Origin of the sequence: Enterococcus sp. BWT-B8 (assembly GCF_020567625.1) — a bacterium.
Lineage (GTDB): Bacteria > Bacillota > Bacilli > Lactobacillales > Enterococcaceae > Enterococcus_L.
The window spans coordinates 63,373-84,845 of the sequence record NZ_JAJDJV010000008.1; the positions used below are offsets into that span (position 1 = coordinate 63,373).

The window sequence follows — 21,473 nt, forward strand, 5'->3', positions numbered from 1 at the left end:
TGCGATGAGGATCGCAGAATAGCGAGAACCTTAGGAGCACTACTCTTTCCCATGATTCATGACAAATAATTGCAGGGAAGCTTGCAAAAACCAGATGGTATGTATCGAGAATCAAAATGAAATCCTTCAATTCTTAATGGCTTTCCATTTAGAAATTGGGGAGATCGAAACAAAGTGTATCGAGAGCCGGAGATACATATTTTAAATGGTATGTATCAGGAATCAGAACGAAACATGCAAACGATGAAATCCTGTTTATTCGGCTTTTGGGGGATGAGGCATATTGATGCCTCATCCCCTTTCGTGTGGGCTCATTATGCCAGTCTTTTTTCCGTGGTTAAAGAATCTTAAAGAAAAATTATAAAAGAAAAGTACAGAATTTCCACTTCAATGATTCACAATCCGATATAATAAAAGGGATTGAGAGAAGGTGAGGGAGAGCAATGGAATCAACGTATATACTGTCTTCAGATAAACAGACCCGGCTGCACCTTGTTTATTGGGAGCCGCAGCAGTCTCCGGTGGGAATTGTTCAGATTATTCATGGAATGGCTGAGTACATTGAACGGTATTCAGATTTTGCAGCCGAGCTTAACAGACTTGGGTACGTGGTTGTCGGACACGATCATTTAGGTCACGGAAAATCTGTTGATGAAGTCAATCCTAAATATGGCTATTTCGGTAAAGGCGAGACTGCTAAAACAGTTATAGAAGATATTCATCTCGTTAAGCAATGGACAGAATTATATTTCCCTGAAATTTCCTATTTCATGCTAGGGCACAGTATGGGATCGTTTGCTCTCCGTAATTATTTACAGCAGAATCAGAAAGAACGATTGAACGGAGCAATTCTGATGGGGACAGGGACAGGCGCAGCAGTTATCCCAGCAATATTGGCACTCACTTCTGTACTGAATCGCTTACAGCCTGAAAAAGTCAATTATCTATTGGATCATTTGGCTTTTGGTTCTTTCAGCAAAAATTTTCCGGAAGAAAGTCAATTTAATTGGTTAAGCAAAAATCAGGAAAATGTAAAGAGCTATGAAAAAGGAGCTCTGACAGGCTTTATATTTACCAATAATGGCTTTCATACATTATTTCAGCTCCTTCATAATGCAAACCGAAAAGGCTGGGCTGACAACATTTCCAAAACGCTGCCAATCCTCGTAATCAGTGGAGAGCAGGACCCTGTTGGAGACTTCGGAAATGGTGTGAGAAAAGTGGCAAAAGACTTAAATGCAGCCGGTGTAACTGATGTAACAATGGCAATGTTTGCAGAGCTTCGCCATGAACTATTATTGGAGAAAGAAAAAGCTCAGGTCTACGAAAAAATCAGCAGCTGGATAAAGGCCCATAACAAATAAGAATGTCGGATCGCTCAAGTGTCTGCTTCAGCTTGAAAAATAACGTAAAAAGTACAGCTTGCATTTTGGAAAATTCTCCAAAAGAAAAAATTTGCTCCGGGTGATTTGATTGCTATTTTTCCTGTTTTTTTATAAACTTAATAAATTGAATGAAGGAAAATGAATAGTGTTAAGCAGTGCTGGAAGGAGTTGCAAAATGATGGATAAAAAAGGCACCAGAAAATTGGGGAAAGCAAATTTACATTGGCTTCATAAAAACAATGAGATAAAAAAGAACAAAGAACAACTGATTCGGGAGCAATTATTTTCAGATCAGCTCTGGATAGCTGCGCAAACCATTGGTGTGGTTAAGTCCATGCCTTTTGAATTCAACACATTGCCGGTTATAGAGCAGGCCTGGTCTGAAGGCAAAAAAGTGGCTGTACCTAAAACAGAAAAAAAAGGATTGTTTTTTCATTCGATACATACTGAATCAACATTTGTTAAGTCTTCTTTTGGGGTAGAAGAACCGGCTGAACATGCGGTAATTTCTTTGGCGGAGATTGACTTGCTGATTGTTCCGGGCGTGGTTTTTACAACAGACAGGTTGAGAATAGGGTTTGGCGGCGGCTATTACGACAGAATTTTGGAACAGTATTCGGGAGCCAGCTGCAGTTTGGTATTTAGTGAACAAATTCAGGAAGGCTGGCAGGCGGAAAGCTTTGACCAGCGGGTAGACAAGTTGTTTATTCGATAAGGAGGATTTGATGGATTATCAAACGAAAATGAAGGTAAAGAATTTTTTGAGCAAGCCTTTTATTACATACGTAATACTTGGAATTACAGTTATTGTATTTCTGGGTATGGAATTGTCTGGCGGATCTGAAAACAAGCAGGTACTGCTGGACTGGGGAGCAATGTCAAAAGACCGGGTGGTTCTCTATCATGAGTATTGGCGCTTCTTTACGCCTATGTTTCTTCACATTGGCTGGATGCACATCATTCTGAATATGATTACGTTATACTATGTGGGTGCTCAGGTGGAAGGTGTTTACGGACACTGGCGCTATCTGCTGATCTATCTTACAAGCGGTCTGCTTGGTAATTTTGTCAGCTTTGGGTTCGGCTCACGATTTACAATTTCTGCAGGAGCCAGTACTTCTATTTTTGGATTATTTGGTGCATTAATTATTCTGGGGTGGCATTTCCGTGATAATCAGGCAATTCGATTTATGGTTCAGCGTTATTCAGTCTTTATTGGAATAACACTGCTCTTTAATCTGTTCAGTTCATCTGTTGATATTTTAGGTCATATTGGCGGTCTGCTTGGAGGATTACTCGCCGGGACATTTGCTGCTGTTCCAAAGCAATCTGAAAATTTTAATATTCATCAGCGAATTATTTCGGTAATGATCATCGCATTCATTTTTGTTGTTTGTTTCTTCTTAGGTTTTAAAAATTACAATTAACTTGTATAATAAGGAAGTGCTTTAATCATGGAAACGTTATATGATGTTCAGCAGCTGTTCAAGCGTTTTGGGATGTATATTTATGTAGGCGCCCGAATCTATGATATTGAACTGATGGCAATTGAATTAAAGAATCTCTATGAAGGACATTTAATTGATAGAGACATCTATCTTCAGGCCAGACGAATCCTAAGCAGAGAGCATAAAATAGAAGAAAACAGGTTAACAGAGAGAGGGATCGAATGACATGGAAAAAAAGATCATAGGAATTGATTTGGGCGGTACAACAATCAAGTTTGCAATTTTGACCTTGGATGGAGAAATCCAGCAAAAATGGAGCATTGAGACCAATATTTTGGATGAGGGATCGCATATTGTTCCAGATATCATTGAATCGATCAACCATCGAATTTCTCTTTATGGAATGAGTAAATCAGACTTTGTGGGGATTGGTATGGGAACTCCCGGCAGTGTAGACTTGGAAAAAGGTACAGTGATCGGAGCTTATAACCTGAACTGGACCACGCTTCAGCCTGTGAAAGAACAGATTGAAGCCGGAACAGGTATTGTTTATGCTCTTGATAATGATGCAAATGTAGCTGCTTTAGGGGAGCGCTGGAAGGGTGCAGGGGAGAATGATCCGAATGTGGTATTCATCACATTAGGCACTGGTGTTGGCGGAGGAATTATTGCAGAAGGCGTACTGCTGCATGGAACAGCCGGATGTGCTGGAGAGATAGGTCATGCAACCGTTGATCCTAATGGTTTTGACTGTACCTGCGGGAAAAAAGGCTGTCTGGAAACAGTAGCAAGTGCTACCGGAGTTGTCAGACTGGCAAGAAAATTGTCAGAAGAGTACGCTGGAGACGCTGAACTGAAACAAGCGGTCGATGACGGACAGGCAATTACGAGTAAAGATGTTTTTGAATATGCTGAAAATGGAGATGCTTTTGCTTTAATGGTTGTTGACAGAGTTTGTTTCTATTTGGGTCTGGCATTGGGCAATATCGGAAATATTCTGAATCCGTCAAGCATTGTTATTGGCGGCGGAGTATCAGCTGCTGGAGAGTTTTTACGGGGACAGGTTGAAAGCTACTTTAAGGAGTTTACTTTTCCTCAGGTTCGGGAAAGTACTAAAATTAAGTTAGCTGAATTGGGGAATGAGGCAGGTGTAATCGGAGCCGCTTCGCTGGCATTAAAATTTATTGAAGAGTAAGAGAGGGTTTTGAGATGTCTGGGTTATTAATGTTAAATATTATTTTAGGTTTGGTTCTTCTGGCAATGGTCGGCAATACGCTGTATATGTATATTCTGGGGAAACGGTCAGCCAAGCTGATCACAGAGGACGAGTTTAGGGAAGGGATGAGAAAAGGGCAGGTCATTGATGTCAGAGAAAAAGATGCATTTGATGCCGGTCATATTTTGGGTGCCCGCAGTCTTCCTTACTCCATGCTGAAAACAAGTATGCAGTCTCTTCGGAAGGATCAGCCAATCTATCTATATGACCAAAAACGATCAATCAGTATTCGGACAGCAAGCAAGCTGAAAAAAGCCGGTTATACAGATATCTATGTATTAAAAGACGGTTATGAGGGCTGGACAGGGAAAATTAAAAAGAAAAGTACACTTTAACATTTCAAAGATTGAAGCAGAGTTTAGGATAAAACGTGAAAAGTTTTGTATCCTCTTTGCTTCAGTTTTTTTTCTTTAGAAAGCCTAGGAAAGAGAGGGGGTCTGTCAAACATTTATGAACTCATCCTATTTTGAGCTCTCACCTAAAGGGAAATAGTTTTATTTTTTGGGATTTACGCTACAATGGAAGAGGGGCGATTAAAGTGATTTATATTAAAAGAGCTTATGAAAAACCAGATAAAAAAGATGGTTATCGGATTTTGGTTGATCGTTTGTGGCCGCGAGGAGTCACTAAAGAAAAGGCTGAAATTGACTGCTGGATGAAGGCTATTGCGCCTAGTAAAGAGTTAAGAAAATGGTTTAATCATGAACCTGAAAAATTCTCTGATTTTAAAGAAAAATATAAAAAAGAGCTTTTGAATGAACCGGAAACTGTTCAGGAGCTTTCAGCTATTCTTAAGCAAGAGCCGATTGTGACATTTGTTTATAGTGCAAAGGATGAAACGATGAATAATGCAGTAGTTTTGAAGGAAATCATGGAAGAAGTCCACAGAAAAAAATGATAAAGAGGAGAAAGACGGGTGAAAAGCGTCGCCATCGGAGGCGGACTGCGCAGATTATCAGTGTGGGACTGAATTTTCGTGGAATATGAGAGAAGCTGACAGGATTTCAGAAAAAATCCTGTAATAGTATTTTCGTTAAGCTGATGACAAGTCTCCAAATGGATGCACGTGAAAAAAAGAAATCGGCTGCTTGTTCAGCTGATTTCTTTTTTCACTGTTGACTTCTTAGCGTGTAACACGTTTACGCATTGCTTTTTTACGGTTTTGTTCAATCATATCCTCTTTTTCTTCGATCGGATCAATTACTGTTTTCTTTACAGTAAACGCAAGACCGGCAACAGCAGCACAAGTAACAGCTGTACCGACTAACAGGCCGGAAATAAATTTTTTCATAACATCATCTCCTCTATATAGTTAATTCTACATATTTCATTATGAACGAAAATACGAAAAAAGCCAACTCTTTTGTCATAGAAAGTAAACCTTTAATAAAATAGTTATATAATGAAATTCATTGGAAAAAGTGAGATAATCTTTCGTGAATGATTTGCAGAAAGAGGAGGATTAAACAATGAACCTTAATCAGATAATAGAAGCTTTTCTATCTCTTTCTATTCAGAACGGCGGCTGGATGGAATTGGATTGTTTTTACTTAAAAAACAGAATTTTACTACTTGTAGGTGAAAAATTATTGGAGGAAGAATCACAGACAGTGGAGCTCTTTCAAGGGACAGCAGAAAAAATGGTAGACGAGTTAATAAACTATGCTTTGGCTAATAAAAAAATAGAGAATGATCAGGCATCAAAAAATGTGCTGAAAGCTCAGTTATTTGATCTTCTTATGCCGCCGCCAGCCGTTGTTAATGCATTTTTTGCTCAATATTATTCAAAAACGCCTCAAGATGCGACGGACTACTTTTATCAGTTAAACAGGAAGAGCGGGTATGTTAAGAAATATGAATCTTTGGAATCCATGACAGTTGAAGCAGGCTACGGAGAAATGACGTTTAAACTGATGACTGATCAAACGAAAAAGACATCTGAAACAGCGGCTAATGAATTTGCTGCCGCATGTATTCAGGAGAAAAGCTCTCCTCAATGTCCTTATTGTTTTGAGAGTGAAGGATATGCGGAACAAAAGGCAGAAAATAGTATGAAGCGTTTTATTCGGATGAATCTCCAAGGTGAAAGCTGGGGATTTCAGTTCGCTACTGATGAACAGTATTCTGAACAATTCTTTATTTCTCCAGAAAAGCATAGCTCTTTGGAATATGGGAAGAGAGGAATTAATCGAATGACTCAGATTCTTGATGTTTTTCCGCATTATTTTATCAGCTTAAAAGATGATGGGAGTATAAGACATGGCTGTTATGAAGGAGGTAAGGAGCAATTCCCGTTATTTCATAAGAGTATCAGTCGTTATATTGAGCTTGCTGATTTTCCGTTATTGAATATTGGGACAGTTTATTGGCCTTTTCCTGTAATTCGGCTGCAAAGTCCCAATAAAGAAGATATTACGGAAGCCGCAGCAGTTGTTTTGAATAGATGGGAAAAGAGTATTAAAACTATTGAAGATAATATATTTATTTCGATTATTGGCCGGCGTAAAGAAGGGACATATGAGTTTGATTTGCTGTTTACTAACGCAGATAAAACAACTGAGAACAGAGAAATAGATAGACAGAAATTTTCGATTGCGGAACTTTCAGGGGTGCTTAATCTTTATGATGCAGAGCTTATCAAGACCGAAGAAATAGAAAGAAGCGGGCGGATAGAACAGCTGTCAGAACAATACCTTGGTCAGCTGATGCAAACGGATCTATTTAAAAGGGGTGATTCTAGGATTGAAAGTTTTGAAGATTTTTTAACCAAGCTGGAAAAAAATTAATGAGATATTTATAGTGCTATACTTATCGATGTTCATTACAAAGGGGTTCATATTGTTTGAGTAAAACATGGCAAGTACAAGATTCAACAATCCACTCTTTTTTTCCTTTGAAAGGACTGGTATACTAATTAGGAAACACAAATTTTAAAAAGGAGAGTAGGAAGAGAGTAATGAAAAAGAAAGCGTACAGAAATACTCCGGCTTTTTCATTTATGAGCTGGGGATCATTTGCCTTTTTTGTAGCATTGATGTTGATTGGTTTATACACACTTAAAGAACCCTTGATGGTAAAAGGGTATTACTTGATGGGTTCAGTTGGTTTGATTTCTTCGTCTTTTACACTTGCAAAAGTAATCAGAGATAATCAGGAAGATGAAGAACGTTATAATCAGATGTTCCGTGCAATGGATGATTCAATAAAAAAAGAAGATTAATTTGTTGAAACTGAATATTAAATGGAGCTTGGGAATGATTCCTCGGGCTCCTTTTTCGTTTAAAATAAGGGGCTTGATAAGTTGAAACAGGAATGTTTCCAATCGTTATATCAGACTGGCTCAAGACTAATTTTTCCTCTGGTTGAATTTTTCATTTTGACAGTCAACCTGAAACTTTTTATGGATTCATTATCAGATGAACTTGAGCAATTTTTTGTTTTTTGATAGAAAATCATAAAAGGTTTTTAATGCTTAAATGGTTAAAATCACGTATAATAGTACATAGTGAAATTTCAGAGGAGGGTAAATAATGGCATATCAGGCACTTTATCGTGTGTGGAGATCTCAGCGTTTTGACGATATTGTTGGGCAAAAAGCTGTTACAAAAACATTGAAAAATGCGATTATACAGAATAAAACTTCTCATGCTTACTTGTTTACCGGTCCAAGAGGAACTGGTAAAACCAGTGCAGCAAAAATCTTTGCCAAAGCAATCAACTGTAAAAACAGTGTGGATGGAGAACCCTGTAATGAATGTGAAATTTGTAAGGGAATTACAGAAGGACGTTTGAATGATGTTATTGAAATTGATGCGGCGAGTAATAACGGTGTCGAAGAAATTCGGGACATTCGAGATAAAGCCAAATATGCGCCTACACAAGCTGACTATAAAGTTTATATTGTGGATGAGGTTCATATGCTGTCCACAGGCGCTTTTAATGCCTTGCTGAAAACGCTGGAAGAGCCCCCAAAAAATGTTATTTTTATTTTAGCTACTACTGAACCACATAAAATACCGCTGACAATTATTTCAAGAACACAGCGTTTTGATTTTAAACGAATTAATACACAGGATATCGTAGAGCATTTGGCCTATATTTTAAAGCAAAGCTCTCTGAGTTATGAAGAACAGGCATTGTATACAATTGCCAGAGCAGCTGAAGGCGGGATGCGGGATGCACTGAGTATTTTGGATCAGGCACTTTCATTCAGCGACGAGATGCTGACACTGGAATCTGCACTGCAGGTGACCGGGAGCCTGACTTATGAGATGATGGATCAATATGTTTCTGCCTGTATCTCAGGAGACGTTGAGAAAGGTCTGGAAACACTGGAAATCATTTTAAGTGCCGGTACAGAAGCAAGTCGTTTTTTGGAGGATATTTTATTGTATTCCCGTGATTTGCTTATGTTTCAACAGGCACCTAAGCTTCTTGAAGGGAAGACAGGTACGATTACAGATCGTTTTAAACAGCTTGCAGAAGAGACGGCACCTGAACGAATCTATCATTTGATGGAAATTCTAAGTGATACGCAAAATGATATTCGTTTTACAAATCACGCTGGAATCTATCTTGAAGTGGCAACAGTCAAGCTGGCTCAGACCGGTAAAGCTGCTTTGCAGCCAAGTGTAAACCTGCCTGAGCACACTCAAGTAAATGAGAGCAGCGGTCAGGCAGTATCTGATCTTCAGAAACAAATCCAGTTCCTGCAAAAGGAAATCGAAACACTTAAAAAGAATGGGGCGGCTTCGACTGCTTCCGAGCCAGTTAAAACTGCGCCAAAGCAGGCAAATCGAAATGCCTTTAAAGTGCCGACTGAACGTGTTTACCAAGTCTTAAGAGAAGCTACAAGGAAAGACCTTCTCAATATAAAAAATGTTTGGGATGATTTGCTGCAGATGATGTCGGTTACGCAGCGGGCGATGTTGAAAGCCAGTGAACCTGTGGCCGGCAGTCCAGCGAGCATTGTGCTGGCATTTGATTATGAGATTGTTTGTTCCAGAGCTGCAGGAGATGATGAACTTCAACTGGCGATTCAAAATAATCTAAGCAGACTGATTGATGCATCTCCGGGCATTGTCTGTATCACAAGAGACAGCTGGCCGAAGCTGCGTCAGACCTTTATTCAGCAAAACAATGAAGGACAGAAGGCGGCACATGATATTGATGAAATCGACAACAATGGTGAAATTCAGCTAATCTCTGAAGAAGTTGAAGATGACTCCGGGAAGCAGCAGGTTGTTGATGAGGCTGTTGCCATATTTGGATCAGAGTTAGTAGAAGTAGTAAATGATTAGAATGAGAGAGGAAGAATGTTATGCGTGGAATGGGAAATATGCAGGGAATGATGAAGCAGGTTCAAAAAATGCAGAAAGAAATGGAAAAGAGTCAGGCTGCATTAAATGAAAAAGAATTTATTGGTGAAGCAACCAATCAGCTTGTAACGGCTGTATTTACAGGTGATCGTATATTAAAAGATATCACGATTAAAGAAGAGGTTGTAGACCCTGAAGATGTTGAGATGCTGCAGGATCTTATTGTAATGGCTGTTAATGACGGCTTAAACAAAATTGAAAAAGAAACTCAGGCAACAATGGGACAGTATGCAAAAGGACTTCCGGGACTCTAATAAAAATTTTGACTTTTAATACTGAGAAAAATATTTTTAACTCCTTAATCTACGTATCGGGCAGATTAAGGGGTTTTTTGGAACTTGATTTAGACAGTGTTTAATGCAAGCAGGTCCTAAATATATTTTAATTTCGTGGCTTGTATTTAAGGCATGGCTCATACTGATGAGAGTGAGGGGATTGTTTTTATATATGGGTATGAGAAAAATACTGATCTGTAGTTCAAAAGGCACGACGATGCTGATATGTAAAATGGCTAAGTTATTGATGGGAGGGTCTGAAAGATGTTTAAAATCGGGGAGTTCTCAAAAATATCCAATACAACAGTACGGACATTGAGATATTATGAAAAATTGAATTTGTTGATTCCTGCTAAAATTGATTTCCAATCAGGCTATCGTTATTATGAAGCTGGACAGATAACAAAAATCAATCAGATAAAACTACTTCAACAGGTAGGTTTAAAGCTGGAAACTATCAAAGAGATTCTGGAAAAAGAGCAACTAGAGATTGTTAATTCATATTATGAGGAAAAAGAATCTGAAATTGATGAAGAGATGGAAACGCTGGTAAAAAAGAAAAAAATGATTCAACAATTGCAAACGCAATTAAGAGAAGGCAGCGATATAGAAAAGTATAATGTTCTCTTAAAGGTAATACCGGCAAGAAAAGTAGCCAGTATGAGAAAAAAGCTTCTGACCTATCAGGATGAAGGGGAACTCTGGGAAAATATATGGAAACAAATCCAGCAGCTAGGTGCAAAAGCTGTTCCAGCTTCACTTCCTGTAAGTATTTATCATGATGAAGAGTATAGAGAGAAAGATGTGGATGTTGAGGTGCAGATAGAAGTAGCGAGAGAGTATGAAGGGAACAGAGAAATTACTTTTTTCAATGCTTCCGAAATGCTGACTGCTTCAGTAACCTTTAACGGCAGCTTTGAGCAGATGCCTCAGGTCACACAGGCGATTGCTTTGTGGCTCGAATTCAACCAGTATCAGGTTGCAGGTCCTATGGTGAATCGTTCTCATGTATCACCGGGACAAGAGCCAGATCCTGCAAAATGGATTACAGAGACCTCTTTTGTGGTGGCACCAATTGATTGTGAAAATAAAAAAAAGTCACTGGAGTACTAAATTAACAATTCAGCCTCCAATATTATGGATAAACTCAAATAGAGAGTTTGAGCAGGCTGTTTAATGAGGTGTATTGCTCTTTTTGTTTCTGCCATCAAACTTTGCTAAAATGATGATAGTGCGGTATACGTGGTTTTATCTGTATTAAGCAGAAAATCGAGTTTTTGATAATTTGATGAATTGGTTGCTGTGCTCTTTTATTAAAAGGTTATTTGTTGGAGGTAATTATAAAAGAAAATCAATACAATTAATAATGTGGAAGAATCAGCTGTTATAACTAAACACTTGAGCAAATTAAGTGTATAATGATGAGATGGGAAATAAAAAGATTTGCTATTCACAGAAAAATATTTGATAACAGGAAATTTTAAGTTACAGACAAATATTTGCTTAAACATTGGAAGTTAACCGGATATGAAACCGAATAGTCGAGTATCCAGGTTTTTGATAATTAAAGTACTAACGGCATACGTCCGGTATGAGAGGAAGTTAAAGTATAGATGCAATACCCTGAACCCATTGCCAGATTGATTGAGAGCTATATGAAGCTGCCCGGAATAGGACAGAAAACAGCAACTCGGTTGGCTTTTTATACGATAGATATGAAAGAAGAAGATGTAAACACCTTTGCTAAATCTTTAATCAGTGTAAAGAGAGATCTTCATTTTTGCAGTATTTGTGGAAATATTACAGAAGAAGATCCCTGTGATATCTGTAAAGATCAGAGCAGAGACCGAAGTACAATATTGGTTGTTGAGGAATCCAAAGATGTTATGGCAATGGAAAAAGTCAGAGAATATCATGGACTGTATCATGTACTTCATGGTGTCCTTTCTCCAATGGAAGGCACTGGACCTGAGGATATTAATATCCCTTCACTAATCCAAAGACTTCATGATGATGAGGTGCAGGAAGTGATTATTGCAACGAATGCAACAACTGAAGGCGAAGCTACTGCAATGTATCTTTCCCGACTGATTAAGCCGGCAGGAATTACTGTGACGAGACTTGCTCACGGATTGTCTGTAGGCAGTGATATTGAGTATGCGGATGAAGTTACGCTGCTTAAAGCAGTTGAAGGACGCAGAGAGCTTTAAATGGGATATTCGACAGAGGTTTGTTTTTCAAGTAAAATAAATATATTAAACCAATGAGTTAATAATGACTGAAAGAGAGTATGAAGCATATGAGCTTAAAAGGACTATTTATAACAATTGAGGGGCCAGATGGAGCGGGGAAAACCAGTGTATTGGGAGAATTATATCCACGACTGACATTGTCGGCCAGAAAGAGGATTATTAAAACAAGAGAACCTGGCGGAATTCCTATTGCAGAAAAGATTCGTCAGATTATATTAGACCCCCAAAACCAGGAGATGGATGAACGGACGGAAGCGCTGCTTTATGCAGCAGCTAGAAGACAGCATTTAGTGGAAAAGGTTTTTCCTGCTTTGGAAGAAGGCAATATTGTTTTATGTGACCGTTTTGTGGACAGCTCAATTGCCTATCAGGGGGCAGGACGCAGGATTGGGGTTAAGCCAATCGCAGAAATCAATGAATTTGCCATTGAAGGAACGGTTCCTGATTTTACAATTTATTTGGATGTTGATTCTGATACAGGACTTCAGCGCATACAAAATAACAGAAGAAACCAGTACGATCGACTGGATTCGGAAGGTCTTGAATTTCATCAGCGTGTCCGTCATGAGTATCTGAAACTGGTGGAAGAAAACCCGGAGAGAATTCAAAAGATTGATGCCAAATTGAGTTTGGAATCAGTTGTGGAACTAACATTTGAAGCAATTGTCAATCGCTATCCAGAATATTTTAGAAATTAGAAGGGTGATGTCAAATGAAAATTATATTAGCTATTGTACAGGACAAAGATAGTAATCGTTTAGCCAATGAGTTCATTGATGCAAATATTCGTGCGACCAAGCTTTCTACGACCGGTGGATTTTTAAAAGCCGGAAACAGTACATTTATTATAGGGATTGATGATGAAAGAGTAGAGGAAGCACTTGAGCTGATTAAAGAAACTTGCCAGTCGCGTAAACAGTATGTTTCTGCACCGGTGACTCTTGATCTTACAATGGAGGGGCAGGTACCATATCCGGTAGAGGTTGAAGTAGGCGGAGCGACAGTCTTTATTCTTCCTGTAGAAGGATTTCACCAGTACTGATGATGAATGATTATCAACAGCTGGAACAGCAGCAGCCCTTACTGTACAAACAGCTGACAAAAAGTTTTGAGCATGGACGTATTGCCCATGCTTATCTTTTTGAAGGCGGTTCAGGAACCGGGAAGCGGGAATTTGCCCTGTGGCTGACGAAAAGAATCTTTTGTCAGAATATAACAGACAATAATCCCTGCAATCAATGCAGCAATTGTGTACGGATTAACGAACAGGAGCATCCAGATGTTCTTACCATCGTGCCTGACGGACAGACAATAAAAGTTGATCAGATTCGCCAGTTAAAAACTGAGTATAGTAAAAGTGGAGTGGAAACAAAACAGAAAGTATTTATTATCGAGCAGGCAGAAAAAATGAGTATAGGTGCAGCAAATAGTCTGCTGAAATTTTTGGAAGAGCCGGAAGGAAATGTTGTCGCGATACTTGAAACTGAATCAATCGGGAAAATACTTCCGACCATTCAGTCCCGCTGTCAGATTTTGCATTTTCAGCCCTTGGCTGCAGAAAAAATGATTCGTTTATTAAAAGATAAAGGAATAGGTGAAAAAACTGCTGTTCTTTTGTCTTCTTTGACAAATAGTTTAGATAAAGCAGTTGAAATCTCGCAAGATGAGTGGTTTAATGAGGCTAGGGAAATCATTAAGCAATGGTTTGATTATCTTGTGAAAGATGATCTTCAGGCGTTTATATATGTTCAGAAAAAAATGACAAAAGTTTTCAGGGAAAAAGAACAGCAGAAGCTGGGCTTTGACTTGTTACTTGCCTATTATCGTCAGCTGTTACTGGAAAAAGCAACAGAAGGACGATCGAAAGCAGACGTTGAAAAAGCTGCACTGCGAGTGGAGCTGATTCTGAAGGCGTATCGAAAATGGGAGGCAAATGTCAGCTGGCAAAGCGTTTGTGAACAGCTTGTTTTACGAATGATTCACCCTTAATTTATCTATAGGAGGATTACAATGGTTGAAGTAGTAGGCGTTCGTTTTAGAGAAGCCGGTCATATATATTACTTTTCTCCAGGTAAGGCAGAGTATGTCTATGATGAAAAAGTCCTCGTAGAATCTCAGCAGTCAAAGCAGATGGCTGTTGTTGCCATACCTAAGAAATCCCTTGATCCTGAGGATTTGCCTGAGGATTTAAAGCCAATTTTAAATAAAGCTTCTTCTGAAGATTTGGAAAAAGAACAGAAGAATATCGAAGATGCCGATGCGGCGTTTTCTACTGCAAATGAAAAAATTGCCAAGCATCAGCTGGAAATGAAGCTGATTCGAGTGGAATATACATTTGACCGCAGCAAAATGATTTTCTATTTTACTGCAGACGGACGAATTGATTTCCGTGAGCTGGTAAAAGATTTGGCAGCTATTTTTAGAACCAGAATTGAACTGCGGCAAATTGGTGTAAGAGATGAAGCCAAAATTTTAGGCGGCATTGGTCCCTGCGGCCGTCAATTGTGCTGTTCGACTTTTTTAGGTGATTTTGTTCCAGTTTCAATTAAAATGGCAAAGGATCAGGGCCTGTCTCTCAATCCGATAAAAATTTCCGGATTATGCGGTCGTCTGATGTGCTGTTTGAAGTATGAAAATGATGAATACGAAGCAGCGAAAAAAGAATTGCCTGATTATGGATCAGAGGTTCTGACTCCTGACGGCAAAGGAAAGGTTATCGGTCTTAATCTTTTAAGCAGAATCGTCAAAGTCAGGCTGTTCGGCAGAGAAACACCAGTTGAATATGATTATGAGGAACTGAAAGAAGCTGCAGAAAAAGCTGACTCAGAAAAAGGTGATTAAAGATGGATAAACGATCACTGTATGATGGACTGGATTCACTTGAAATAGAGTTGAAAGAAACGATGTTCCGGTTGTCTGAGTTAAAGGAAGGGCTTCATGAGCTTGTTGAAAAAAATACAACACTTGAAATAGAAAATCAGCGATTAAGAGAACATCTGCAGGAATTAAACCAGCTTTCTCAACCAGACGCTGACCCTTCTCGACAGGAATTATCAAAATCACGGATGAATTTGGAAAAATTGTATGAAGAGGGATTTCATGTATGTAATATTTTGTATGGCTCCCGTAGAGAAAATGATGAAGAATGTGCGTTTTGTCTGGATGTAATCTATGGAGAGCGTAATAAATGAGCAGAAGGTTGATTGATTCTTAATTGGTATTTCATAAATTTTTGATGAATTTTGGCTTATTGTCGAAGAGGTTGCTTCTGAAATATCATTTATGGGTTTTGAAGGGCTGTGGCAAATACTGCCACGCCCTATTTCTTTTTAGAGAGTGGAGGGAAAAACGCTGAAAAAGCAAAAAAGCTATACGCAGGAAGCTCAGGGGAAACTATTTTTAGTCCCAACGCCGATAGGAAATTTGGAAGATATGACGTTTCGCAGTATCCGCAGTTTAAAGGAAGCAGATCTGATAGCCAGTGAAGATACTCGAACAACGAAAAAACTGCTGAATCATTTTGAAATTGATACCCCTCAAATGAGCTTTCATGAGCACAATTACAAAGAGCGAATACCTGTACTTCTTGAGCGCCTGCTCTCAGGAGAGACAATCGCTCAGGTCAGTGATGCCGGAATGCCTTCGATCAGCGACCCGGGACACGAACTCGTCGTTGCCTGTATAAAGGCACAAATCTCTGTCATTGCATTACCTGGTGCTTCAGCGGGAATAACCGCTTTAATTGCTTCAGGAATTTTACCTCAGCCGTTTACCTTTTATGGTTTTCTGCCTCGAAAAGGGAAAGAACAAAGGGCTGCTCTGGACAAGCTAAAATATCTGGTTCCTGCTCAAATTTTTTATGAGTCGCCTCATAGAGTACTGGCAACATTAAAGAATATGCAGGAGATCTATGGTGGTGAGCGTCAAGCGGTTTTGTGCAGAGAACTGACAAAGCTCCATGAGGAGTATCTTCGCGGAACAGTTAGTGAACTGATTCGTTATCTAGAGGAGCAGTCTGTCAAAGGGGAATGCTGTTTAATTATTTCCGGAGGAGAAGAACCTGAGGAAACTGTTGATTTTCCGGATTCGGTGAAGGAACATGTCGAAGGACTTATTTCAACAGGTCTGACTTCAAAAGAAGCTGTGAAGGAAGCGGCTAAACTTAGGGGGATGAAAAAACAGGATGTTTATAAAGCCTACCATGTAGGTGAAGAATAGATATCGGGTAATATGTGAGTTCGATTATCTGTGCGGAGGTTATTCGCAGTATGAAAGGGAGACAATAGAATATAAAAATCAGCCGGGCGAATTAAATTGTCAGGCTTTTTTTTAGATGAAGTATAGCTCACTAAAGTAAATTTGATAGTAAGACGAGCTTGGTTTATTCCCCCATTTATTAAGAGGATATCTTATGACATTATTTGTTAAAAATGAAGGTTGATTAAATTTGATTTTAGAGGGATTGTAGATAATATGTTCGAGGACAGGAGGCTATCACTACTCTATTCCTGAATGTGAAGCTTAGTTTTATTGTTGAAGATGGAAATGTTGAGTCAGTCATTTCTCTTATTTTGGATATTTGTCAGGCGGAAAAGTTGGAGATGGTAAAATATTTGTCTGTCCAGTTGAAAAAGTCATACGTATTAAAATAAGGGAATGAGGAATTAATACCATTTTTAAAATGAATAATATAAAAAAAACTTTATCTGATAAAAATTGAAAATAAGATAATATGATTAATCTGCATAAAATCGCGGATGAACAAGTGAATATCAGAAATAGACATTATTTTCTTATAAGCTTCCAAGAGGATAATAGTTATTTTTTGAATTTTATTCAGATGATATTTTTTATCTTTTGAAACAATATATTATTTACTAATTAGTACAAATAAAGTAGAATAGAAATGAAATAATTATTGGATATTAGGAGGGGGAAAATGAAGAAAGTACTGTACGGAATTGTGTTGCTTCTTATGAGCATTGCAGCAGCAGGTGTCAATGGGGAGACTGCCGAAGCTAGTTTGAGTAAAATCAATTCAATAACAGGTTCAGTCTATCATGATATCAATGGAAACGGCATTCAGGATTTGGACAAACTTGAAGTTGGGCTGGCAAAGCAGAAGGTTGTTTTATACAAGGGATTAGAGGATGCCCAAAACAATCAAAATAGGGTTAAAGAAGCTGCCAGCAACAGTCTAGGTGTTTTTAATTTTTCCGGTTTGGAAAAAGGTACGTACTATCTGCGGTATGATTATGATGCAGGATATAAACCAACCATTTCAGCTGAAACTGCGGTGAACTCGAAGGGTGAAGCAATATCAGGGATTGTCAAAGTAGAAGCGACTAAAACATTGCAAGCGGTTTATACAACAAAACTTTCCTTAAAAAGAGCAGCTTCATTAAATATTTTGCCTTTTAATGATAACAATTGGGATGGCGTAATGGGTGAAGGCGAAGAAATTATCAATGGGAAAACGATGATTATTCTAAATCTGCGCCGTTTTGCAGAAGTTATGGAAACGGGGGAATTAGGAGCCGTAAATGTTGCTTCGCTTTTAACCAACGCACTTAATGGAGATGTTGATATTGCAGATGCAATTTATCTGAGAACTACAAAAAAAGGTCAGCTGATCAATATTCCCAATATAGAGAGCGATTTTTACATTATTATGCGTTCGCCATTTAATCTGACACTTTCCGGTATGCTGGAAAACAGCAGTAAAATTACAGCTATATTGGATATTATTCAGGGAAAAGATGTAACCTCAATTCTGAATAATCCTGAGTTGCTTTCGACAGGCGATATTGATACGAACAATGAAAATCGTTATATCAAGCAACTTGCAGAACTCTTTCCAAAAATTGCAGATGAAGTGGATAAATTGAACTATGAAGCATGGCTTGGTGAAGAAACAGCAGCAACTATTCAAAGCTCGACTCAAGCATTGCGGGGAATTGGTAATTTGATTGACCAGATTCCGGCGACACGTTTTGTAAAAGTAGACTACTTTGGAAACGTCTATGACTTTACCGGTTTGAAAATCAAAAAGACTGATCATTTTTATTTTGGTATTAAGCAATATGCGAATATCACCGGACAGGTATTTAATGATACTAATATGGACGGTAAAAAGGGAGTATTGGAATTTCTAAAAGAAGTTGAGTTGACTGCTTATGATGGCAACGGAAATGTTCTTGCACAAACCAAATCACCATCACTTGTAGGATCATACAAACTTGAAAAAATTCCTTATGGGCAGCCTGTTTACCTTGGTGTTTCTGAAACGGCTCCTATTTATCCGGAAGTAGTGGGTGGGAAACCAGAAGCTCTGAGTGGTAAACGTATTGTAGGTGTGTATGAGTTTGGTCAAACAGACAGTGTGACAACAATAACTCAAAATATCGGCATCGGGAATTTGACGACACCAACTATTCAGGTGAAATCAAAAGATGAAAATCTAAATACAGCAATTCTGACTTTTTCAAATAAAAACAGTTCTGCAGTGAAAGTATCGTATAGCTTGAATGATGATTCTGCAGGTACATTTGACATTAAAGCAAAAGGGCTGCTATCGAAAGAATCAACCTATGATCTTCCATTAAGTAACGTTTTTACTGAAGGAGAAAATCATCTGACTGTTAACTGGACTGTCGGTATTTACAGCGGTTCAACGATTCTGTTTGATTTTTAAGAATCAGATAGGATAGGAAATAATCTAAATAATTTTGCTAATACAGAGGTCGTGACAAACACTCATGAGGGCTGTCGCCCACACCAAACAGAATGAAAAGAAAAAATGATCGACCTACACGCTGTTTCCTGTCATACTAAAGAGGACAGAAGGGCTTGTAGGTCGATCACTTATTGAGGTTCTTTTCCAAGTTGACCTTGAGGGACAAACTAGATCGTTCTACTCATCTGCTCCTGCGGTTACTCGTCGCAAAAAGAATTTTTGCTTTTGTCCCGCCGTTTATTCGGGGGTTGATACGAAGAGAGTTCAGAAATTTATTTCTGTCCTTCTCTTATTTTTTTGCAGTCACTGAATAAAAAACAACTAAAATATCATTAGTGCTGCACAGAAATAGAAGCACCAAAGAATCAAGCCCGAGCTATATTTCCAGTATCTGGAACAGACGGTTAGCCGGGAGCAGCTCGGAAAAAAGGCTGTGGCTGCTTTCATCCCTAAATGACGTCCAGCAAGCTGTAATTCCTTCGTTGAAACAGTTTGCAATTCCTTATTTTCTTTTGGATCAGCTCATTATTGTGACAGAAATGGATTGTTCTTTTCTAAGAAAACTGGGAAAACCAAGCCTAAACAAAAAGGACTTGTATATAGATAAGTTTAGCTCAAAAAAATTTTTTTCAGAAATTATTTTCTTCTATTTCTTTAAATAATTTATTGGAAGAAGCCTAACAAAAGATCAGCCAATTTCATTTTTAGCATAAAAACTTGATTTTTAAACAGTATTGAAAAGCTTTCTCTATACCATTTATTAAGAAATCCTTAGCTATAGTGGAATTGGACGTACTTTTCAACAGAAACAGTCAGACAAAGAAATGGGTAATTGATCACTGTTCTTTTTCTAGAAAGCTGCAAGCGATCAATCAAAAAATTCTACAGGCACTCTTTCAATAACTGGCGGTAAAGGCTCAGCAGATTCAACCGACAACGAAGAGAAGTAGTTTTCACTTAATTGATTCTTCTCACCTTCCTTTAAACAAGCAGGTATTTCAGCGGGCGAAGTTTTGAATAACTAACCTTGGGCTATATCTTTGCAGCACTGGTGCTAGAATATAAAGGAATAGATTGTTGAACGACTGTTTGAAAAAAGTTTTTTATTCGCAATCATGATGGATTGTATATGAACAAACGTTCGTTTATAATAATAGAGGAAAGGGGCGCTGACGGATGAGTGAACTGCAATTTCCTCTAAAAAAAGATACCTCAAGAAAAATTATTCATATAGATATGGATGCATTTTTTGCTTCAGTAGAAGAAAGAGATCATCCGGAGCTTGTCGGTCATCCTCTGGTAATCGCCCGTCATCCAAGCGATACTGGCGGTCGGGGAGTAGTAACAACCGCAAATTACGAAGCACGGAAATACGGTATCCATTCTGCCATGAGCGCTCAAAAAGCCTTTGAACTTTGTCCGGAGGCTATTTTTAAACCTGGAAACCATAAAAAATATTCTGAAATTTCTGTTCAAATTCGTGAGATTTTCCGACGATATACGGATATTATTGAACCAGTATCAATTGATGAAGCATATTTGGATGTTACTGTGAACAAAATCGGGAGCAGCTCTGCAATTAAGATTGCCAAGCTGATTCAACGGGATATCTGGCTGGAGCTTCGGCTGACTTGTTCAGCAGGGGTTAGTTATAATAAGTTTTTAGCAAAACTTGCTTCAGATTTTCAAAAACCCAAAGGTTTGACAGTCATTTTACCGGAAGAGGCGGAAGATTTTTTAAAGGCTCTTCCAATCGACAAATTTCATGGGATTGGTAAGAAAACAGTGCCTAAGATGAATGATTTGGGGATTTTTACAGGTGCTGATTTGTATGAGGTAGACGAAATGACTCTAATCAGACATTTTGGTAAAATGGGTTATTCTTTATATAGAAAGGTCAGAGGGGTTCATGATTCACCGGTCAGTGTGACAAGGGATCGAAAATCTGTCGGCAGAGAAAATACATATGGAATACCGCTGACAACTGAAAATGAAGTAGTTGCTCAGCTCCGTACACTGGCAGAATCAGTTGAACACTCTTTAAGACGAGTACAAAAACATGGTAAAACGATTGTTTTGAAAGTTAGATATGCAGATTATACAACTGTAACTAAAAGAAAGACTCTACCTGATTATATTTTAAAAAAAGAAGAGCTTTACTATCAGGCTCATCTGATCTGGGAAGAAGTTGGCGGGTTGGAGCATGGGATACGGCTGTTGGGGATTACGTTGACTAATCTTGATCCCTTGTCTTATGAAAATATTGTGCTCCCATTGTGGGGAGAGCAGGAGAAAACTAATATCAATCAAACAGATACATAAAAAATCTCCATGTAAAATTGACAGGGGTGAAAAACGAGAAAAAATGAACTTCAGAGAAGCTTCATTAGGATGACACGTATTATTGTAATAGAGGAGACAGATAATGGCTGTATGAATTTTCACCGTAAAGAATCAACTATCAACTGGAATTTTGGAAAATTTTGCATTCTGCCGAAATATATTGGAAAAGGGTTGGGCATCCAAGCGTGGGAGTTGTTGGAACAGAAAGAACAGTTAACCTGCTGGCCCTTGGAAATACCTGACTATTCAATTAGAAATCATCGCTTTCATGAAAGGTACGGCTTTCATAAAAGCGGACAAGATAGATAAGATGCAGACAGGTATTCATTTAGAATGTAAGTAAAGAAACGACAGAAATGAGCGATTTTAAATCGCTTATC

23 protein-coding genes are annotated in these 21,473 nt (G+C 38.4%); 22 read left to right on the forward strand and 1 reads right to left on the reverse strand.

The window, feature by feature from the left end; all coding sequences use genetic code 11:
• Positions 1-443: 443 nt before the first annotated feature.
• The 7 genes from LI951_RS09025 to LI951_RS09055 all read left to right on the forward strand — a co-directional run bounded on the left by LI951_RS09025 (position 444) and on the right by LI951_RS09055 (position 5,007).
• A complete protein-coding gene (locus tag LI951_RS09025) occupies positions 444-1,364 on the forward strand; it encodes an alpha/beta fold hydrolase (protein ID WP_202068754.1) in 921 nt (306 codons plus the stop codon).
• Between the two features lie 199 nt (positions 1,365-1,563).
• Positions 1,564-2,100: a 5-formyltetrahydrofolate cyclo-ligase gene (locus tag LI951_RS09030; protein WP_202068752.1), complete on the forward strand. Its 537-nt coding sequence runs from the start codon at positions 1,564-1,566 to the stop codon at positions 2,098-2,100.
• A gap of 10 nt (positions 2,101-2,110) precedes the next feature.
• Positions 2,111-2,812, forward strand: coding sequence for a rhomboid family intramembrane serine protease (locus LI951_RS09035; protein WP_229441924.1), 702 nt, complete (start codon positions 2,111-2,113; stop codon positions 2,810-2,812).
• 27 nt (positions 2,813-2,839) lie between these two features.
• Positions 2,840-3,058 carry a YqgQ family protein gene (locus LI951_RS09040; RefSeq protein ID WP_202068748.1) on the forward strand — a complete coding sequence of 73 codons (219 nt, stop codon included), beginning with the start codon at positions 2,840-2,842 and terminating at the stop codon, positions 3,056-3,058.
• Position 3,059: 1 nt separating this feature from the next.
• Positions 3,060-4,028, forward strand: a complete 969-nt coding sequence (locus LI951_RS09045) for an ROK family glucokinase (protein WP_202068746.1) — start codon at positions 3,060-3,062, stop codon at positions 4,026-4,028.
• Between the two features lie 14 nt (positions 4,029-4,042).
• Positions 4,043-4,444: a rhodanese-like domain-containing protein gene (locus tag LI951_RS09050; protein WP_202068742.1), complete on the forward strand. Its 402-nt coding sequence runs from the start codon at positions 4,043-4,045 to the stop codon at positions 4,442-4,444.
• 203 nt (positions 4,445-4,647) lie between these two features.
• Positions 4,648-5,007, forward strand: a complete 360-nt coding sequence (locus LI951_RS09055; RefSeq protein WP_229441925.1) for a DUF488 domain-containing protein — start codon at positions 4,648-4,650, stop codon at positions 5,005-5,007.
• A 225-nt stretch (positions 5,008-5,232) separates the two neighbouring features.
• Here the strand turns inward: LI951_RS09055 and LI951_RS09060 are convergent, their stop codons facing one another.
• Positions 5,233-5,400 (reverse strand): DUF3042 family protein, encoded by a 168-nt coding sequence (locus LI951_RS09060; protein WP_202068738.1) that lies wholly within the window; start codon positions 5,398-5,400, stop codon positions 5,233-5,235.
• Positions 5,401-5,578: 178 nt separating this feature from the next.
• Between LI951_RS09060 and LI951_RS09065 the strand changes: the two genes are divergently transcribed.
• The 15 genes from LI951_RS09065 to LI951_RS09140 all read left to right on the forward strand — a co-directional run bounded on the left by LI951_RS09065 (position 5,579) and on the right by LI951_RS09140 (position 21,402).
• Entirely contained in the window at positions 5,579-6,895 is a 1,317-nt protein-coding gene (locus tag LI951_RS09065) for a hypothetical protein (RefSeq protein ID WP_229441926.1), read from the forward strand.
• Positions 6,896-7,065: 170 nt separating this feature from the next.
• Complete coding sequence (locus LI951_RS09070) at positions 7,066-7,329, forward strand: YiaA/YiaB family inner membrane protein (RefSeq protein WP_202068736.1); 264 nt, start codon at positions 7,066-7,068, stop codon at positions 7,327-7,329.
• A 310-nt stretch (positions 7,330-7,639) separates the two neighbouring features.
• Positions 7,640-9,409: a DNA polymerase III subunit gamma/tau gene (gene dnaX, locus LI951_RS09075; protein ID WP_202066849.1), complete on the forward strand. Its 1,770-nt coding sequence runs from the start codon at positions 7,640-7,642 to the stop codon at positions 9,407-9,409.
• Positions 9,410-9,429: 20 nt separating this feature from the next.
• On the forward strand, positions 9,430-9,741 hold the full coding sequence (locus LI951_RS09080) for a YbaB/EbfC family nucleoid-associated protein (protein WP_229441927.1): 312 nt from the start codon (positions 9,430-9,432) through the stop codon (positions 9,739-9,741).
• Between the two features lie 285 nt (positions 9,742-10,026).
• The gene (locus LI951_RS09085; protein ID WP_202066851.1) at positions 10,027-10,875 is read left to right on the forward strand and encodes a MerR family transcriptional regulator; all 849 of its coding nucleotides are present in this window, start codon (positions 10,027-10,029) and stop codon (positions 10,873-10,875) included.
• Between the two features lie 500 nt (positions 10,876-11,375).
• Positions 11,376-11,972 (forward strand): recombination mediator RecR, encoded by a 597-nt coding sequence (gene recR / locus LI951_RS09090; RefSeq protein ID WP_202066852.1) that lies wholly within the window; start codon positions 11,376-11,378, stop codon positions 11,970-11,972.
• A gap of 89 nt (positions 11,973-12,061) precedes the next feature.
• Positions 12,062-12,712 (forward strand): dTMP kinase, encoded by a 651-nt coding sequence (gene tmk, locus LI951_RS09095; protein WP_324254767.1) that lies wholly within the window; start codon positions 12,062-12,064, stop codon positions 12,710-12,712.
• A 14-nt stretch (positions 12,713-12,726) separates the two neighbouring features.
• The gene (locus LI951_RS09100) at positions 12,727-13,056 is read left to right on the forward strand and encodes a cyclic-di-AMP receptor (protein WP_202066854.1); all 330 of its coding nucleotides are present in this window, start codon (positions 12,727-12,729) and stop codon (positions 13,054-13,056) included.
• A gap of 2 nt (positions 13,057-13,058) precedes the next feature.
• On the forward strand, positions 13,059-14,003 hold the full coding sequence (gene holB / locus LI951_RS09105) for a DNA polymerase III subunit delta' (RefSeq protein ID WP_229441968.1): 945 nt from the start codon (positions 13,059-13,061) through the stop codon (positions 14,001-14,003).
• A gap of 21 nt (positions 14,004-14,024) precedes the next feature.
• The gene (locus LI951_RS09110) at positions 14,025-14,855 is read left to right on the forward strand and encodes a PSP1 domain-containing protein (RefSeq protein WP_202066855.1); all 831 of its coding nucleotides are present in this window, start codon (positions 14,025-14,027) and stop codon (positions 14,853-14,855) included.
• A gap of 2 nt (positions 14,856-14,857) precedes the next feature.
• Complete coding sequence (locus tag LI951_RS09115) at positions 14,858-15,205, forward strand: DNA replication initiation control protein YabA (RefSeq protein WP_229441928.1); 348 nt, start codon at positions 14,858-14,860, stop codon at positions 15,203-15,205.
• Between the two features lie 160 nt (positions 15,206-15,365).
• On the forward strand, positions 15,366-16,232 hold the full coding sequence (gene rsmI / locus LI951_RS09120; RefSeq protein WP_229441969.1) for a 16S rRNA (cytidine(1402)-2'-O)-methyltransferase: 867 nt from the start codon (positions 15,366-15,368) through the stop codon (positions 16,230-16,232).
• Between the two features lie 721 nt (positions 16,233-16,953).
• Positions 16,954-18,708 (forward strand): MSCRAMM family adhesin SdrC, encoded by a 1,755-nt coding sequence (locus LI951_RS09130; protein ID WP_229441929.1) that lies wholly within the window; start codon positions 16,954-16,956, stop codon positions 18,706-18,708.
• A 1,218-nt stretch (positions 18,709-19,926) separates the two neighbouring features.
• Positions 19,927-21,072: a DNA polymerase IV gene (dinB, locus tag LI951_RS09135; RefSeq protein WP_229441930.1), complete on the forward strand. Its 1,146-nt coding sequence runs from the start codon at positions 19,927-19,929 to the stop codon at positions 21,070-21,072.
• 69 nt (positions 21,073-21,141) lie between these two features.
• Positions 21,142-21,402 carry a GNAT family N-acetyltransferase gene (locus LI951_RS09140; protein WP_229441931.1) on the forward strand — a complete coding sequence of 87 codons (261 nt, stop codon included), beginning with the start codon at positions 21,142-21,144 and terminating at the stop codon, positions 21,400-21,402.
• Positions 21,403-21,473 lie beyond the last annotated feature (71 nt).

Bases quoted from the DNA above. Each gene is read 5' to 3' on its own strand.
- LI951_RS09025 (WP_202068754.1), top strand. From the start codon at position 444: ATGGAATCAACGTATATACTGTCTTCAGATAAACAGACCCGGCTGCAC.
- LI951_RS09030 (WP_202068752.1), top strand. From the start codon at position 1,564: ATGGATAAAAAAGGCACCAGAAAATTGGGGAAAGCAAATTTACATTGG.
- LI951_RS09035 (WP_229441924.1), top strand. From the start codon at position 2,111: ATGGATTATCAAACGAAAATGAAGGTAAAGAATTTTTTGAGCAAGCCT.
- LI951_RS09040 (WP_202068748.1), top strand. From the start codon at position 2,840: ATGGAAACGTTATATGATGTTCAGCAGCTGTTCAAGCGTTTTGGGATG.
- LI951_RS09045 (WP_202068746.1), top strand. From the start codon at position 3,060: ATGGAAAAAAAGATCATAGGAATTGATTTGGGCGGTACAACAATCAAG.
- LI951_RS09050 (WP_202068742.1), top strand. From the start codon at position 4,043: ATGTCTGGGTTATTAATGTTAAATATTATTTTAGGTTTGGTTCTTCTG.
- LI951_RS09060 (WP_202068738.1), bottom strand. From the start codon at position 5,400: ATGAAAAAATTTATTTCCGGCCTGTTAGTCGGTACAGCTGTTACTTGT.
- LI951_RS09065 (WP_229441926.1), top strand. From the start codon at position 5,579: ATGAACCTTAATCAGATAATAGAAGCTTTTCTATCTCTTTCTATTCAG.
- LI951_RS09070 (WP_202068736.1), top strand. From the start codon at position 7,066: ATGAAAAAGAAAGCGTACAGAAATACTCCGGCTTTTTCATTTATGAGC.
- dnaX (WP_202066849.1), top strand. From the start codon at position 7,640: ATGGCATATCAGGCACTTTATCGTGTGTGGAGATCTCAGCGTTTTGAC.
- LI951_RS09080 (WP_229441927.1), top strand. From the start codon at position 9,430: ATGCGTGGAATGGGAAATATGCAGGGAATGATGAAGCAGGTTCAAAAA.
- LI951_RS09085 (WP_202066851.1), top strand. From the start codon at position 10,027: ATGTTTAAAATCGGGGAGTTCTCAAAAATATCCAATACAACAGTACGG.
- recR (WP_202066852.1), top strand. From the start codon at position 11,376: ATGCAATACCCTGAACCCATTGCCAGATTGATTGAGAGCTATATGAAG.
- tmk (WP_324254767.1), top strand. From the start codon at position 12,062: ATGAGCTTAAAAGGACTATTTATAACAATTGAGGGGCCAGATGGAGCG.
- LI951_RS09100 (WP_202066854.1), top strand. From the start codon at position 12,727: ATGAAAATTATATTAGCTATTGTACAGGACAAAGATAGTAATCGTTTA.
- holB (WP_229441968.1), top strand. From the start codon at position 13,059: ATGAATGATTATCAACAGCTGGAACAGCAGCAGCCCTTACTGTACAAA.
- LI951_RS09110 (WP_202066855.1), top strand. From the start codon at position 14,025: ATGGTTGAAGTAGTAGGCGTTCGTTTTAGAGAAGCCGGTCATATATAT.
- LI951_RS09115 (WP_229441928.1), top strand. From the start codon at position 14,858: ATGGATAAACGATCACTGTATGATGGACTGGATTCACTTGAAATAGAG.
- LI951_RS09130 (WP_229441929.1), top strand. From the start codon at position 16,954: ATGAAGAAAGTACTGTACGGAATTGTGTTGCTTCTTATGAGCATTGCA.
- dinB (WP_229441930.1), top strand. From the start codon at position 19,927: ATGAGTGAACTGCAATTTCCTCTAAAAAAAGATACCTCAAGAAAAATT.
- LI951_RS09140 (WP_229441931.1), top strand. From the start codon at position 21,142: ATGACACGTATTATTGTAATAGAGGAGACAGATAATGGCTGTATGAAT.